Consider the following 14,378-nt stretch of genomic DNA (forward strand, 5'->3'; position numbering starts at 1 on the left):
CGTTTCACTATATACCATTCCACCGCATTCTACCATTCGCGCGAATGAGGGTATACGTAACGCCGCGATATTAATATTTACGCAATCTGGAACGTAGTTCGCGATGGTACTTCACCGCAAACCGGTGTGCTTCGTCGCGGACGCGGATGAGCATATCGCGATTACGCGCGACTGCGGTGTGGAGTTCGTGCGGATAGAAAAAGTCGTTGCGCTTGCGCTCTGGCCCCTTAGCGATGCCGACAACCGGCACGGGCAGTTTCAACTCCGCAATCACCGCGCGCGCGGCATTCACCTGCGGCAATCCCCCGTCAATCAAAAGCAAATCAGGCATCGGCCACTCATCGTGCGTAAATCGCCGACGCAGCACTTCCGCAAGCATCCCGACATCGTTTGAGCCGATAATTGTTTTAATCCGAAACTTGCGATATTCGTTTTTATCTGGCGCGCCATCGGTGAACACCACCATAGAACCGACCGCCGAAGTGCCGCTGACGTGCGAAATGTCGTAGCCCTCAACACGATGAAAGTCGTTTTCTCGCGTCGCTTTATCACCCAATACCGCAATGTCGTGAATATGCTGCAACGCCGCGATGCGCCGACGGATAACGACGGCTTCCTCAAATTTTAATTCTCGCGACAACACCCGCATCTCGCGCGTCAGATCGCGCAAAATCTTTTGCTTTTTCCCCTCAAAAAACGCGATAAGCTGCCGGATGATTTTTTTATAATCGCGAGATGTGATGACGCCAGCGCACGTCCCGGGACAAAGGCCGATTTGATAATTAAAACACGGCTTCAGTTTCGGTTGTCCTTCGATAAACTCAGGAACTAATTTTTTTATTTTATTGCCTGAGCTTGTCGAAGGCGTACCTTTGTTTATCTCGTGACTACTCCACGGAAAAATCCTGCGCAGAATATGCAACGCCTCACGCAGTGACGCGGCGGAAGTAAACGGCCCGAAGCGGCCAAGCGGCCTATCGTGCGACAGCGCCTCGCGCTCACGAAGCAACAACACGCGCGGAAATACCTCGCGGGTAATCACGACATAGAGAAAACTCCGGTCGTCCTTTTCCAGCACATTATACTGCGGCTGATACTTCTTAATGAGCCGCGCCTCCAAAATCAGCGCCTCAATGACGGTGTCTGTTTGTTCAACATCAACCCTTGCCACTTCGCTAACCATTTTTGCAATCCGCAACTCCTGTGGCCTCTGGAAGTATGAGAGTACCCTCCTCTTCAAATTCGCCGCCTTCCCGACATACAGAACCCGCCCGTGCGTGTCCTTCATAAAGTAAACACCGGGAGTTAACGGAAGTTGTTTTTTTAATTTTTTGATGTCAATAGACATAACACGGGCAGAATTTCTAATTTCAAATTACTAATTAATGACAAAATAAGCTACACGCCGGGGGTGGTGGGGAGAGATTTTTTGAGGTGAGGGAGGGTCATTATTATAAAAATTCAAAAGTAAAAATTTAAGAACTCTGTAAGAGAATACGAGAATTGGGTTGCTAACACGAACTAAATCCAAAGGCTCACTGCTGAGTCAATGCGACCCCTGTTACCCCATTAACGATTGCTATAATCTCTCTCGTACCCGGCCCTGACGGGTAATAAACGAAGTTAGCGGACGGTTTTCCGTCAACGCTGCTCAAAAGAGTGGGGCAAGAAATATTTGGCCCCTGCATTTGCGCCCCAGAGTTACTGCTTATTCCGCCGCTACAAAAACGATTCAATTCCGGAAAACGATCGATATAGGCGGACCCGATAAACATCCCACCATCAGCAGCACTAATCGTAACCTTGTTGGCGGCAACTCTTTGGTCGAATTCAAAATAAAAAACTTCTATACTGCAAACCTTTTTATTGTCCATATCTATTCGACAAGGTGATGGATTTACGATAACCGCCGCATAGTTTTTTGTTGATCTCGTCGAAAGAGTTCCGTGTGTTTTTGCAACTTCTATGCCAATAACAGATTCAATCTCGTATGAATAGCTAGTATTGTGCTCTAAATTAGATACGTGAACTATATGGCGAGTAGATAATCCCGACTCGGAATCATAAATCTTCGGTGGTAAATTCCCGCTTGAAAGAAAAACTTTTGAATTAGTCGGTTTATTTGTCATCCATTCAAATAACATCGCATCAAATGTTGAGGTGGCATTTATTAATGTAATTTCGAGTGGTTTTACCGTGGTTGATGTAGTCACTGGAGTTGGTGTGACTACTTGCGGCGCAAAGGACGGGGTAGTAGATTTTGTTGGAACTATCGGTGCTACGACCCTTTTCTTGTTCTCCTCTACTTCTTTTTTAATCAACTCGCTCTTCAGTTCTTCAACCTCCTGTTTTAATTTCTCAACTTCGGTTACTTGTTTTTCCTCATCTTTTGCTTTCAGCTCCGCCACTTCCCGCCTCAATTTCTCAACCTCGCCTTTGAGTTCAACGATCTGTTTCGCCGCTTCTTCTTGGCCTTTTTTGCTTGCTTCAATGGCTTGCTCAATCGCCGCCCTCGCTTCCTCCGGAACCCTAATCAAAACAGCAGATAACACTTCCTGATTTCTTGAGGCACCATCCTCAATCGCGGCAAACAAACTTTCCGCTTGTCCTTTGTCCTTAACTTCTTTGGACTTTTCTGTCGCCAAGGCAACGTTACCTTCATAGTCCGCGATAGCCGCTTTGACCGCGTCCGGATTTTTATCTCCTGCGATGGCTTCTACCTCTGCCAACCGCTCGTCGGCGTACTCTAGTGCCTTTTTAGCTTTCGCTTCGGGATTGAATGAAAAAAATAGAGCGATCTTTTCAGAAACCGTATCAAAAATATAGAAAAAACTGCCCGGCTTTACACCTGCGGTTGTGGCGGCGAAGGCAGAAACTGGCAGTATCAAAGCAATAGACAAAATAAATAAATGTAAGATTGCCACGGGTACGACCGCGGTCGACCCTCGCAATGACGAAATAGAGGATGTTTTCATGAATATAAGCATATACCGTTTCTTGCTTTTTTGCAACCGCCAGTCATTAAACTCGTTATACCCTCATTCGTGCGAATGAGTCCATGACCTAAAATCAAAAGCGCGCGGCGCTACATTATCATCACTCTCCTCCCCCAAGATGCAGAGCGCATGGAGGCAACCCTTCTTTTGAGCCAGCATGTTGGAGCGAGGGCAGCACTGCGCGAAGCGGAAAACCGCGACGTCGGAACAATGGCGCTGTATGAATCCCGAAACCGAGCAGTCGCCCGAGGCGACTGCTCGTGAAGGTTGAGTTCGCCTTGTTTCGGTAACGTGCGCGGTTTGTAGCGAGCAGCAGTGCTCCGAGCGGAAACCGCTGGAGAGAAAGGAGGGTTGCCGACAGAGACAGAGATCCTTCGCTTCACTCAGGATGACATACCTAGCGCAGCACTTTCCTCAAATATTCTCCCGTAAAACTCCCCTTTGCCCTCGCAATAGTTTCCGGAGTGCCGACCGCCACCACCTCCCCTCCCTTCTCTCCTCCCTCCGGCCCCAAATCAATCACCCAATCCGCGGTTTTGATGACGTCCAGGTTGTGCTCAATAACGACAACCGTGTTGCCGCGATCCACGAGCCGATGCAGAATCTTCAAAAGATTTTCAATGTCGGCGAAATGCAATCCCGTTGTCGGCTCATCCAACAAGTACAATGTGCGGCCGGTGTCGCGCTTCGCGAGTTCCGTAGAAAGTTTGATGCGCTGGGCTTCGCCGCCGGAAAGCGTTGTGGCGCTCTGCCCCAACCGTAAGTATCCCAGCCCCACTTCGTTCACAATCTTCAACCGGTCATACACCCACGGAATGTCGCGAAAAAACACCACCGCCTCCTCCACCGTCATCTGCAGAATGTCGTAGATATTTTTGCCTTTGTAGTCCACCTCCAACGTTTCGCGGTCAAAACGTTTTCCTTTACACACATCGCACTGCACAAACACCGTCGGCAAAAAATGCATTTCAATCGCAATCGTGCCGTTGCCCTCGCAATGTTCACACCGCCCGCCGGGCACGTTGAAACTAAACCTTCCGACTTTCCACCCCCTTATACGGGCCTCCGCCGTTGAAGCAAAAAGATCGCGGATATAACTCCACGCGCCGATGTAGGTCGCGGGGTTTGACCGCGGCGTGCGGCCGATTGCTCCCTGGTCAATGGAGATGATGTTATTCAAGTATTCCAAGCCGAGAATGGCATTCAATGGATGTTTGTAGCCCTTCGACTCCCCGCCCGCTGGCGGTTCGCTCAGGGAATAATGATTAAACTTACGCGAAAGCGTTTTCTCCAGCACGTCATACACGAGTGTGCTTTTGCCCGAACCGGAAACGCCCGTCACCGCCACAAAACGCCGCAATGGGATGTCCACGTTGATATTTTTTAAGTTATTCGCCGAGGCGCCGCGGATTTTGAGCATGTCCCTATCAATCATTCGGCGCTTTTGCGGCACCGGAATTTTTTTATCGCCGCGGAGATAATCCACGGTCAATGACTTGCCCTTCGGCGTTCCTTTGCCGAGCACTTCTTTAAGCGGCCCCGCAACCACGATATTGCCGCCGTGTACTCCGGCAGCAGGGCCGATGTCCACCAAATAATCCGCCGTACGGATAGTGTCCTCGTCGTGTTCAACAACAATGACGGTATTCCCCAGATCGCGCAGTTGCTTTAAGGTCGCGAGCAGCTTATCGTTATCGCGCTGATGCAGACCGATGGTCGGCTCGTCCAAAATATAGAGCGTGCCCACCAGCCGCGATCCGATCTGCGAAGCCAGCCGGATGCGCTGCGACTCCCCTCCCGAGAGCGTTCCGGCTCTGCGGTCCAACGTCAGATAATCTAACCCCACATCCAACATAAATTTCAGCCGATTTCTGATTTCTTTAAGCGGCACTTCCGCGATTTCCGCCGCCGCTTTTTTTACCTTATTACCCAACAGATCAAAAAAATCGTACGCATGGCCCACGGAAAGCCCCGTAAGGTCGGCGATGTTTTTATTGTTGATGAGCACGTTCAGCGCCTCCGGCTTCAGACGTTTGCCTTTGCATTGCGGACAAATCTCTTCGGACCACACATCCACTACCCCCAAACCGTGGCACGCCTCGCAGGCGCCATATGGGCTGTTAAATGAAAAGAGCCGCGGCTCAATTTCCGGAAACGCGAAATTGTCCTTCGGGCATGAAAACTTTGAGGAGAGCGTGAATTCTTTTTCTCCGATGATAAACGTCGCGACATCGTTGCCGTACTTCAAAGCGCTTTCCACCGCTTCCGCAAGCCGCGCGCGCACGTCTTTGACGCCGAAGTTTAATCCGGCGGGCATGTGGTCAACAATAAGCTCAATCGTGTGCTGTTTATACCGCGAAAGTTCAATGCGGCTGTGGAGCGACAATATTTTCCCGTCAACGCGCACCTCCCCGAAACCGCCGTTCAAAAAGTCATAGAGCAGTTGATAATATTCCCCCTTGCGTCCAATGACCGCCGGAGCGAGCACTATAATCTCTTGCTTGGCAGCGGTAGCCCCTCGACTGTGCTCGGGGACTATTTTATCGTTACTCCCTGAGCTTGTCGAAGGGTTACCTTTACTCGCAACTTCGATGACGGTATCAACAATTTCCTCCGGCGTCATTTTGCGGATTTCGTCTCCGCACGTCGGACAATACGGCTTGCCGATACGGGCAAACAGCACGCGGAGGTAGTCATAGATTTCCGTGAGCGTCGCGACGGTTGAGCGCGGATTGCCGGAATGGCTTTTCTGGTCAATAGAAATGGCAGGAGAGAGTCCCTCAATTTCATCAACGTCCGGCTTATCCATTTTTCCCAAAAACTGCCGCGCGTACGCGGAAAGCGACTCTATGTAGCGCCGCTGACCCTCGGCAAAAATAGTGTCAAAAGCAAGCGATGACTTCCCCGAACCGGAAAGTCCCGTGAAGACGATTAAACTGTTACGCGGCAGCTCAAGAGAAATATTCTTGAGATTATGCTCGCGGGCGCCTTTGATAATGATTTTGTCGTTCATGGGTTATTGTAACGCTTCGACTTCGGTCCGACGGACATCGGACCTTCGCTCAGCGAATAAAACTTTATTGCCTGAGTTTATCGAAGGCTTACCTTATTTTTTATCTTTCGTTTTTCGCCTCAACAAGTGTATTTCATCCCTCAATATCGCCGCGAGTTCAAAGTCCAATCGTTTTGACGCGTCCTTCATCTGTCTCATTTTTTCGGCAATGATGCGGTCAAGCGACCCTTGTTTCATTTTTGTCGCCGCGCCGAGCGCCGAAAATTCCGTTTTCAATACTTCGGCGACTTCCTTCTCCCGTTTGACGTCAAACGCCGCGACAATGTCGTGGATTGCTTTGATGATGGTCTTCGGCGTGATGCCATGCGCCTTATTCCACGCAAGCTGGATATTCCGCCGGCGGTTGGTTTCAGAAATCGCGCGCGTGAGCGACCCGGTCATCACGTCGGCATACAGTACCACCTGGCCGTTCACGTTGCGCGCCGCGCGGCCGATGGTTTGGATGAGCGAAGTTTCACTCCGCAAAAATCCCTCTTTGTCGGCGTCAAGAATGGCAACGAGCGACACCTCCGGCAAGTCCAATCCTTCGCGCAACAGGTTCACGCCCACAAGCACGTCATAGTTGCCGCGGCGAAAATCTGAAAGAATCGTGATGCGGTCAATGGTCAGCACGTCGCTGTGCACATAATTCACCTTGATTTTCAACTCCTGCAAATACGCCGTGAGATCTTCCGCCATTTTTTTGGTGAGCGTGGTCACGAGCGTGCGTTCCTTCTTCTTCACGCGATCTTTGATGCGGGAAATTAAATCATCTATCTGACTAAGCGGTTGTCCCTCGACATGCTCGGGAACTATTTTATTTTTATTGCCTGAGCTTGTCGAAGGCCTACCGCCACCACTGACCGGGCGCACAATAATTTCCGGGTCTACCAGTCCCGTCGGCCGAATAATTTGTTCCACGATCTGCCCGCTCGCCAAGCTGCGTTCCAGTTCATAACCGCTTGGCGTTGCCGAGGTATAGATCGCCTGCGGCATACGCGCCTCAAACTCGGTGAACTTGAGCGGCCGGTTGTCCGCCGCACTAGGCAGACGAAAACCGAACTCAATAAGCGTTTTCTTTCGCGCCGCATCGCCCTCCGACATTCCGCGAATCTGCGGCACCGTCACGTGGCTTTCATCAATCACCATCAGGTAATCCGGCGCGCCGTCTTCGGTAACGGGAAAATACGAAAGCAGCGTATCCGGCGGCTCGCCTGCCGCGCGACCCGAAAGATGCCGAGAATAATTCTCAATGCCGTGGCAGTAGCCGATTTCTTTCATCATCGCCACGTCATAGCGCGTGCGGCGTTCCAACCGCTCCGCCTCCAGCAATTTTCCGTTTTGCTCAAAATAATGCAACCGCTCGCGGAGCTCCGCTTTAATCACCTTCATCGCGCGCGTTTTTTCCGGTCCCAGCGTGACGAAATGTTTTGCCGGAAATACATAAACCTCCGGCACTTCCTCGCGGCTACCGAATCCCTTCACAGGATCCACCGCAAAAATATGCGAGATTACGCCATCGTGAATATCAAACCGATACAACAGATCCTGATCCGGCGCCATCATTTCCCACTGGTCGCCGCGCACGCGGAATGTGCCACGCGTGAGGTCCGCATTCGTGCGCGAAAACTGCATCGCGACCAACTTTTTCATAAGCTCCGCGCGCGTCACCGCATCACCCACTTTGAAATGCAGCATCTGTGATTCATACGCCTCCGGCGCGCCCAAGCCGTAAATACACGACACCGACGCCACCACAATCACATCGCGTCGCGTGAGTAACGCCGCGGTTGCCGCGTGGCGCAGTTTATCAATCTCGTCGTTAATCATCGCTTCTTTATCAATGTAGGTGTCCGTCACCGGCAAATACGCCTCCGGCTGGTAGTAGTCATAATAGGACACGAAATAGTGCACAGAATTTTTCGGAAAAAACTCGCGATACTCGTTGCACAGCTGGGCGGCAAGGGTTTTATTCGGCGCAATGACGAGCGTCGGTTTTTGTACCGCCTGGATGACATTCGCGACGGTAAATGTTTTGCCGGAACCCGTGACGCCGAGAAGTGTCTGGTGCTTCATACCTTTCTTCAAACCAGAAACAAGCCACTCGATGGCTTTCGGCTGGTCCCCCGCGGGCATAAAATTGGATTGCAACTTGAACATTATGTTGTTTTTATGCTTTCTTGCTTCGTTGCTTTCTTGTCCGAAATACCCAAACGCCCCCGCGTCTCACGACATAGGGGGTGGTAGCGCGAACTTCGCGCTCGGACATATTCAATTACATACATTCTGACACAAAAAGATGCCAAACGTCAAACCATTGACAAAACATGAGGAGGTCTTCGATGAACGGAGACGAATCGAGGGAAATGACGCAAAGGGAGAGGAACCACGCGGAGATCCAGAGAGTGATCACCGCGGCCGGACTCGTGCCGATGAACTACACCGCCGTTCTCCTTCCTCACTAGCCCTAGCGCCTCTCGCAATACTTCGGCCACTTATCCTTCGGGACGGGTGGCCGATTCTATTTTTACACGTCGTCACTGTCATTCTCACGGAAGCGAGAATCCAGAGTTTTGCATTTCTAGATTCCGGATCAAGTCCGGAATGACAAAATACAATGTAAGATTGCTTCGTCGCCTCAGGCGACTCGCAATGACAGTCGCCACCTTTCTTACTTCTTACTTCCTACGTCCTACTTCTCCCCTAATATTGACAGATATCCTTTCGTTGTTGAGTTTTTCCAATCAAGCCCCAGCGTCTTCGCGAGCGCGTCTATTTTTTTCTTTGATGCTTCAATTTCTACAAATCGTAGCTTTCCGACAAAATCAAGCTCAATGTGCGCGCCGGAAACTTTCCAATGCTCGCGCTGTTTTTTGTATTTAAACCACTGCGCAAATCCCAATAGTTTTAACATACGCGCAGTTTCGGAAACATCAGAAACGGTAATTTCGTACTCCTGCATCACCTTATATTTTCCGTGATTGCGCTCCGGAGTAATTTTAATTGTCAAAGCAGCGGGGCCGTTTTCCCGCTCACGCAACCGTAGGGTTGCTTTCTGCTTCCGCAATGTTTTGTCGGGCGTATCAAAAAAATAATTCCGCTCCTCCCCTTTCCACTCGCATACCCCGCCTAATTTTTTTATGTTCGCGCGGACAGCGTTAAAACTTTTGACGCGGAATTTTACTTCGGTTTCGTTCATAAATTGTTGACGTTTTTACAGCTTAAGCTATGAACATGTAAACAGTTAATGCACAAAAATTTGGCTCGGTAATAATGCAGATGCGAAAATATTTAATACGGTACCTATAGTTTCAGTATATATGAGTATCCCCGCGGTCGCCTTAGGCGACCGCGGGGATCATATGCTCTTACTTCTTATTTCTTACGTCTTACTTCTCACTCTACGGCACGATGGATACCATGAGTGACCGGTCGGGAGCGAAGAGTTCTTCAACGCCCGCTACCGCGTCAGCCCATGTCGTTGTTTCGATGACCTTCACTAGTTCTTCTTGCGTCTGTACGCACCCGAAAATCGAGAGGTCGATGAGCGTCGCAAGCACAAGCCCGGAGAGCTGAACCTGCTTCAACCTCATCCCCAGAAGCAACTCGTCACGCTCCACCTCAAACCACTTGCGCCCCCGCCGCTTCACGAGCTCGGGAATCTGCTTGAATGCCTCCGCGCATGCCACGAAGTGGTCGGGAGCGGCATCGACGCCGAGCCGGCAGAATCGCAAGTCGCGGAACGTCTCGATGGTCGGCCGTACGGCGTAGACAATGCCGAGTTTCTCCCGAAGCGTCGCGAAGCACGCGGATGCCGCAACGTTCACGCATAACATCGCGCGCTGTTCATGCATGAGCGTGAGCGGTGTCGCGCGCATGCGCAAGACAGAACACTCGCCGGCAGGCTCATCGTCGTTTGAAGGCAGGCCAAGCACGTCACTCGGACGAACGACATACTGGCCGCACCGGATGGGACTTGCCGCCATCGGAGCAACTATCGTACGCTTCGCGTCTCCGTCGTGCGGAAGCTTTGGGAACGCTTCTGCTGCTGCCCGCATCACCTCGGAAAACGTGGTGCTTCCCGCGACAACGAGCGCCATGTTCGGCAACGTGTGATAACGGACGAAGTGATCCTTGATGGCGCCTGCCGTCCACCGATTGATACCTTCCGATGTTTCAACGCGAAGAACAGGGTGTCCTTCGGGAAACGCCGCGCGCAAGATGGCGCGATGCACCGGCGTTGTCCGCGGCCCCACTTCGGCAAGTTCACGCTGGTGGATTTCCTGAAGATGAGTGATGGAAAGATGCTTCGGAAACACTCGCGCGTATACCGCGAGGAATCGCAGCATCTCCCGAAGCCGAAGCGAAACGCCGCGTACCATCCACCACGTACTTTCCGCGCCGGTACTTCCCAAATCTTCCGGAAGAAATCCGCGCTCGATTGCGTATCGCCGCGCCTTCGACACATCGCCGGAATCGCTACCCGCAATACCCATCGCATGTTCTACCGCGTGCGAAAGACCCGGCATCTCGGGAGGATCCTGCCGAACCCCGGCGAACATCACGAGACCGGCCGAAACCTGCGGAGGGTCAATGCGCATTGACTTCACAAACACGCGAAGACCATGCTTCGTGACACCGCACCGAAACGCAAAGATATCTCTCATGACTCACGCTCCAAATCGGGACGGACATTTACCTGACACTCCTTCCACCATACCATTTCAATAGACAAAAAAGAATAATAACGCTAGAATGTAAGCGATGAAAAACATTGATATACAAATTCAGCAGCTCCAACGCGACAAGTATCATTCCCGCTGGTCGCCGAAAATATTAGCCGACATCGCGCGCCTCAAGGCGGGCGAGCCGCTGGATTATGTCATCGGCTGGGCGCCATTTTTGAGGTGCCGCATTGACCTTTCAGCGCATCCGTTAATCCCCCGCCCGGAAACCGAATTTTGGACAGAAGCGTTCATTTCGGACGCCGGTCATCGGACTCCAAACAAATCACTTCGCGTTTTAGATATTTTTTCCGGTTCCGGATGCATTGGCATCGCAATCTTAAAACATCTCCCAAAATCTCACGTTGATTTCGCGGACATTGACCCGCTCGTTCTACGTGGAATTAAAATCTCCGCTCGCAAAAATAGAATCCCGCCGTCACGCTACCACCTCATCCCCTCCGACATACTGAAAAACACCCGCGGCGTCTACAACGCCATCGTCGCCAACCCACCATACATCGGAACAAAAAAATACGTCCAACCGTCGGTATTAAAATACGAGCCGCGCAAGGCGCTCTTCGGTGGCAAGGACGGACTGCGCTTCATCAAGGCGCTCATCAAAACCGCGCCACAGCACCTTTCGCTAGACGGTGTACTTTGGATGGAATATGACCCGTCGCAAAAAAAAGCGATTGAAAAACTTTTTGCCGCGCAACAGTATCGCAACGTTCAATTTCATAAAGACCAATACAGCCGCTGGCGCTATGTTATGGCGCAAAGGCCAGCATAAAAAACGAGTATCGGTCCGACGGCTTTAAGCTGTCGGACCGATTAATTCCCTACTTCCTGCGCCACCCGCGCCGGTAGACGTTCCGCACCGCGAAGTATCGTGGCGGCGGAGCGTAGAGATGGTCACGCACTGTCCTGTTCCACCGATCGGCATCCGCCACCGCCGCTTCCACCGGAAGCGGCACCGGCCATAACGTAACGAGGCAGTTGCGCCGTTCATGGTCAAAGAGCGCCAGAACGCCGATGCCCATCGCGGTACGCTGAACTTCCGCTTGGTACCGCTCCGAGTACTCGCCGCGCCACAAAACCGTGTCTGGCCACGTGGTCGCGTCCCACTGACCCCACTCCGTATGCGGCCGAACTCCGTCGTTCTCCATCGGGTCCTCCTTACAGCGACTGCGTGCCAAAACGCTCAAACATCCGCTTCAACTTTTCGCAGACCTCGTTGAAGATCCGCTCCACATCCTTCCGCTTCAGGTGTTCCTGCTTACCGATCTCCCGAAACGAAAGCTCCTTGATGCTGTGCGCGACGAGCAGCCACCGGTCGCGCGGCGAAAGCGCCATAGCAAGCTTCCAAACATGTTGCGCGAGGTCATCCCGGTCAACTTCCTCGATCCCGTCGGCGCCGCACCTATCCGCGATTTGACGCGCCATTTTCATGACCTCAGCCTCCCCCAAGGAGTCCGCAAGGGGCTTCTTTTTCCTCGTTTTATACGTTTTTCGAGCCACGAAACACCTCTTTTCTCTATGGTAGAAACTGTTTCTAATTTATCACAAAACGAACAAAAAACACAAACAGCCCGCCTTGGGCGGACTGTTTGTCGTTCTTCACGCTGCGACTACGCGCGCGGCGGAGCTGATTCCTTGCGCGCGCGATGACAATCGCGGCAAAGCAAATCCTTCAAACGATCTTCCTGTGGCTGAAACGGAAGTTCGGTGATCGCACCCTTACATTTTCCACACGCCCAGTTACCCTGAAACTTCGGGCGAGGAGCCATCGGTTGGTTAGCATCCATAAAGTATATTTGGTTGTTTGTTATTATTGACCTTTCACCGCGCCGAACGTGCGGTTTGTGGAATAATTGTATGCTATAAAACTAACCCGCGCAAACTGTTGCCTACCCCCACCATTGATGCAAGCCTGGAAATTTACGGCAAATCGGCAAACGCTCGCACCATTCTTCAAGGCCCCACACACGCCCCGCGCGCGTCGCCGCAAGATACAGCAACGCGGCGATATAAATGATGTGCTGATCAACAATAAACGCATTTGGGTTTGGATACGGAAAACCGAGTGGCAGATAATAGAGCAGCATGAGCAACGCGCCGAGCAACGAAGAAAACCGCACGCCGATGCCGAGTATCAGCGACACGCCCAGCAACGTAAGCCCCCATTCGTTGACAAAGTTAATGACGGGCAATACGCCGGGCGACGCAAGCCACGCGAAAAGCCCAGTAAACGATTTCGCGTTTGTCAGGTATCCCGCCGCCGACCATTCCGCGTTAAGCACTTTTGTGATACCGGCGTAAAAGAACATCCATCCGAGCGTGAACCGTAAAAAGAATATTGATAATTTTTGAGCAGTCGTCATAGCGAATATGAAATATAAAACGCTGACCTTTTCCGATATTATAGCACAAGCTAGATATTTTTATACATCACATCTTTTCGCTCCACCACCACCGTCCATCCCGCGCGCTTCGCGTGAGCATATAATAGCGCGTTGGGATTAAAGCAGATCGGTTTTGAAACAAGTGATAAGAAACTGATATCGCCCTCCGTGTCGCCGACGCCAACAGAACCCCGGAGCGTCAGTCCTTCACTTGCTACCGCGCGCCGGACAATGTTCGCTTTGTCGGAGATAACATCAAGATGAAGAATATTTCCGGTAAAACGCTTGTGCTTATCAACCTCATACATGCGGCCGTACACCTTATCAAAACCCAGCGTCTCACAAAACGGTTCAGCGAGTAATTTCGGCGATTGCGTAATCGCTAAAAGATAATACCCGCGACGCTTCAAGTCGTGGACCAAATCGCGCGTGTACCGGTACACACGATTTTTATGAAACGCCACAACTTTTTTCCCGACACGCAAAAAATCAACATATCGTACGCCCTTGATATGCTTCAAAAACGCGCGAACAACCGCGAGAATATATTCCTCATACGTCCCCCGTCGCTCAAGCCACTCCGTAAACGCGCGCGCGTATACGCGCCGCGCCCGAATAGGGAAAACGCCCTCTTGAATAAACGCGTCGGTGAGTTCAATCAGCAAACTGGACCGAAAAATCGTTCCGTCAATATCAAAAATCGCAACTTTTCTTTTTTGCATATCTTTTATTGTATGCCTTGCCATTTAAAAATGAAACGGGGGGGGCTCCTAGGACCCCCCCCTCGCTCCGGCTACTTCGCGCCCGACTCCATATGCTTCCCTACACAACCTTTGACCTCGCCATCAGTCGCGAGGACCTGCCCGCAGAGACGGCAGATCGGCTGTACCGGCCGAAGGCCGAGCGCCATGGCAATCTGCGCCTCCCAGACACCGTAGGAGTACACGTGACCCGTGTGCGGCTTAGGATCGCCAAGCAACTCGTCCAGGAAGTCCAGCTCGTCGGTCGCGAGTGAGCGATACTGCGGACCGTGAACCCAGATCATCGGCGTCCCGGTGCAGTTGCCCTCAAACACCACAAGATACTGCATCCCTTTTTCCAGCAACCGTTGCCGAACCATGTCAAGAACCGAACTCATGGATCACCCCCTCTCATACCGTTGAAATCCTGATTTGTGAACTGACTACAATGTACTACAGAT

At 51.6% G+C, this 14,378-nt stretch carries 13 protein-coding genes; 1 reads left to right on the forward strand and 12 read right to left on the reverse strand.

What is annotated here, in order from left to right:
• Positions 1 to 70: 70 nt before the first annotated feature.
• The 6 genes from Q7R85_00450 to Q7R85_00475 form a co-directional block, all read right to left on the reverse strand.
• On the reverse strand, positions 71 to 1,348 hold the full coding sequence (locus tag Q7R85_00450; GenBank protein MDO8584576.1) for an excinuclease ABC subunit UvrC: 1,278 nt from the start codon (positions 1,346 to 1,348) through the stop codon (positions 71 to 73).
• Positions 1,349 to 1,535: 187 nt separating this feature from the next.
• Positions 1,536 to 2,975: a DUF5667 domain-containing protein gene (locus tag Q7R85_00455; GenBank protein MDO8584577.1), complete on the reverse strand. Its 1,440-nt coding sequence runs from the start codon at positions 2,973 to 2,975 to the stop codon at positions 1,536 to 1,538.
• A gap of 418 nt (positions 2,976 to 3,393) precedes the next feature.
• On the reverse strand, positions 3,394 to 6,009 hold the full coding sequence (gene uvrA, locus Q7R85_00460) for an excinuclease ABC subunit UvrA (protein ID MDO8584578.1): 2,616 nt from the start codon (positions 6,007 to 6,009) through the stop codon (positions 3,394 to 3,396).
• A gap of 93 nt (positions 6,010 to 6,102) precedes the next feature.
• Positions 6,103 to 8,208, reverse strand: a complete 2,106-nt coding sequence (locus Q7R85_00465) for an excinuclease ABC subunit UvrB (GenBank protein ID MDO8584579.1) — start codon at positions 8,206 to 8,208, stop codon at positions 6,103 to 6,105.
• A 532-nt stretch (positions 8,209 to 8,740) separates the two neighbouring features.
• Complete coding sequence (locus tag Q7R85_00470) at positions 8,741 to 9,247, reverse strand: class IV adenylate cyclase (GenBank protein ID MDO8584580.1); 507 nt, start codon at positions 9,245 to 9,247, stop codon at positions 8,741 to 8,743.
• Between the two features lie 202 nt (positions 9,248 to 9,449).
• Positions 9,450 to 10,715, reverse strand: coding sequence for an insulinase family protein (locus tag Q7R85_00475; protein ID MDO8584581.1), 1,266 nt, complete (start codon positions 10,713 to 10,715; stop codon positions 9,450 to 9,452).
• 97 nt (positions 10,716 to 10,812) lie between these two features.
• On the opposite strand from Q7R85_00475, the gene Q7R85_00480 reads away from it, so the two are divergent.
• Positions 10,813 to 11,565 carry a HemK/PrmC family methyltransferase gene (locus Q7R85_00480; GenBank protein MDO8584582.1) on the forward strand — a complete coding sequence of 251 codons (753 nt, stop codon included), beginning with the start codon at positions 10,813 to 10,815 and terminating at the stop codon, positions 11,563 to 11,565.
• Between the two features lie 49 nt (positions 11,566 to 11,614).
• Here Q7R85_00480 and Q7R85_00485 read toward each other — a convergent pair whose 3' ends face one another.
• The 6 genes from Q7R85_00485 to Q7R85_00510 all read right to left on the reverse strand — a co-directional run bounded on the left by Q7R85_00485 (position 11,615) and on the right by Q7R85_00510 (position 14,315).
• The gene (locus tag Q7R85_00485) at positions 11,615 to 11,941 is read right to left on the reverse strand and encodes a hypothetical protein (GenBank protein ID MDO8584583.1); all 327 of its coding nucleotides are present in this window, start codon (positions 11,939 to 11,941) and stop codon (positions 11,615 to 11,617) included.
• Between the two features lie 10 nt (positions 11,942 to 11,951).
• Positions 11,952 to 12,224 carry a hypothetical protein gene (locus Q7R85_00490; protein MDO8584584.1) on the reverse strand — a complete coding sequence of 91 codons (273 nt, stop codon included), beginning with the start codon at positions 12,222 to 12,224 and terminating at the stop codon, positions 11,952 to 11,954.
• Between the two features lie 179 nt (positions 12,225 to 12,403).
• Positions 12,404 to 12,580, reverse strand: coding sequence for a hypothetical protein (locus Q7R85_00495; protein ID MDO8584585.1), 177 nt, complete (start codon positions 12,578 to 12,580; stop codon positions 12,404 to 12,406).
• Positions 12,581 to 12,682: 102 nt separating this feature from the next.
• A complete protein-coding gene (locus Q7R85_00500; protein ID MDO8584586.1) occupies positions 12,683 to 13,156 on the reverse strand; it encodes a DoxX family membrane protein in 474 nt (157 codons plus the stop codon).
• A 50-nt stretch (positions 13,157 to 13,206) separates the two neighbouring features.
• Positions 13,207 to 13,899 (reverse strand): HAD family phosphatase, encoded by a 693-nt coding sequence (locus tag Q7R85_00505; protein MDO8584587.1) that lies wholly within the window; start codon positions 13,897 to 13,899, stop codon positions 13,207 to 13,209.
• Between the two features lie 71 nt (positions 13,900 to 13,970).
• On the reverse strand, positions 13,971 to 14,315 hold the full coding sequence (locus tag Q7R85_00510) for a hypothetical protein (GenBank protein MDO8584588.1): 345 nt from the start codon (positions 14,313 to 14,315) through the stop codon (positions 13,971 to 13,973).
• Positions 14,316 to 14,378 lie beyond the last annotated feature (63 nt).

The organism is bacterium (genome assembly GCA_030649055.1).
GTDB lineage: Bacteria > Patescibacteriota > Minisyncoccia > UBA6257 > JAUSGH01 > JAUSGH01.

What these genes read in the sequence shown, in the direction of transcription:
- Q7R85_00505 (MDO8584587.1), bottom strand. Translation starts at nt 13,899, where the DNA reads ATGCAAAAAAGAAAAGTTGCGATTTTTGATATTGACGGAACGATTTTT.
- Q7R85_00490 (MDO8584584.1), bottom strand. Translation starts at nt 12,224, where the DNA reads ATGAAAATGGCGCGTCAAATCGCGGATAGGTGCGGCGCCGACGGGATC.
- uvrA (MDO8584578.1), bottom strand. Translation starts at nt 6,009, where the DNA reads ATGAACGACAAAATCATTATCAAAGGCGCCCGCGAGCATAATCTCAAG.
- Q7R85_00485 (MDO8584583.1), bottom strand. Translation starts at nt 11,941, where the DNA reads ATGGAGAACGACGGAGTTCGGCCGCATACGGAGTGGGGTCAGTGGGAC.
- Q7R85_00510 (MDO8584588.1), bottom strand. Translation starts at nt 14,315, where the DNA reads ATGAGTTCGGTTCTTGACATGGTTCGGCAACGGTTGCTGGAAAAAGGG.
- Q7R85_00465 (MDO8584579.1), bottom strand. Translation starts at nt 8,208, where the DNA reads ATGTTCAAGTTGCAATCCAATTTTATGCCCGCGGGGGACCAGCCGAAA.
- Q7R85_00495 (MDO8584585.1), bottom strand. Translation starts at nt 12,580, where the DNA reads ATGGATGCTAACCAACCGATGGCTCCTCGCCCGAAGTTTCAGGGTAAC.
- Q7R85_00455 (MDO8584577.1), bottom strand. Translation starts at nt 2,975, where the DNA reads ATGAAAACATCCTCTATTTCGTCATTGCGAGGGTCGACCGCGGTCGTA.
- Q7R85_00470 (MDO8584580.1), bottom strand. Translation starts at nt 9,247, where the DNA reads ATGAACGAAACCGAAGTAAAATTCCGCGTCAAAAGTTTTAACGCTGTC.
- Q7R85_00475 (MDO8584581.1), bottom strand. Translation starts at nt 10,715, where the DNA reads ATGAGAGATATCTTTGCGTTTCGGTGCGGTGTCACGAAGCATGGTCTT.
- Q7R85_00500 (MDO8584586.1), bottom strand. Translation starts at nt 13,156, where the DNA reads ATGACGACTGCTCAAAAATTATCAATATTCTTTTTACGGTTCACGCTC.
- Q7R85_00480 (MDO8584582.1), top strand. Translation starts at nt 10,813, where the DNA reads ATGAAAAACATTGATATACAAATTCAGCAGCTCCAACGCGACAAGTAT.
- Q7R85_00450 (MDO8584576.1), bottom strand. Translation starts at nt 1,348, where the DNA reads ATGTCTATTGACATCAAAAAATTAAAAAAACAACTTCCGTTAACTCCC.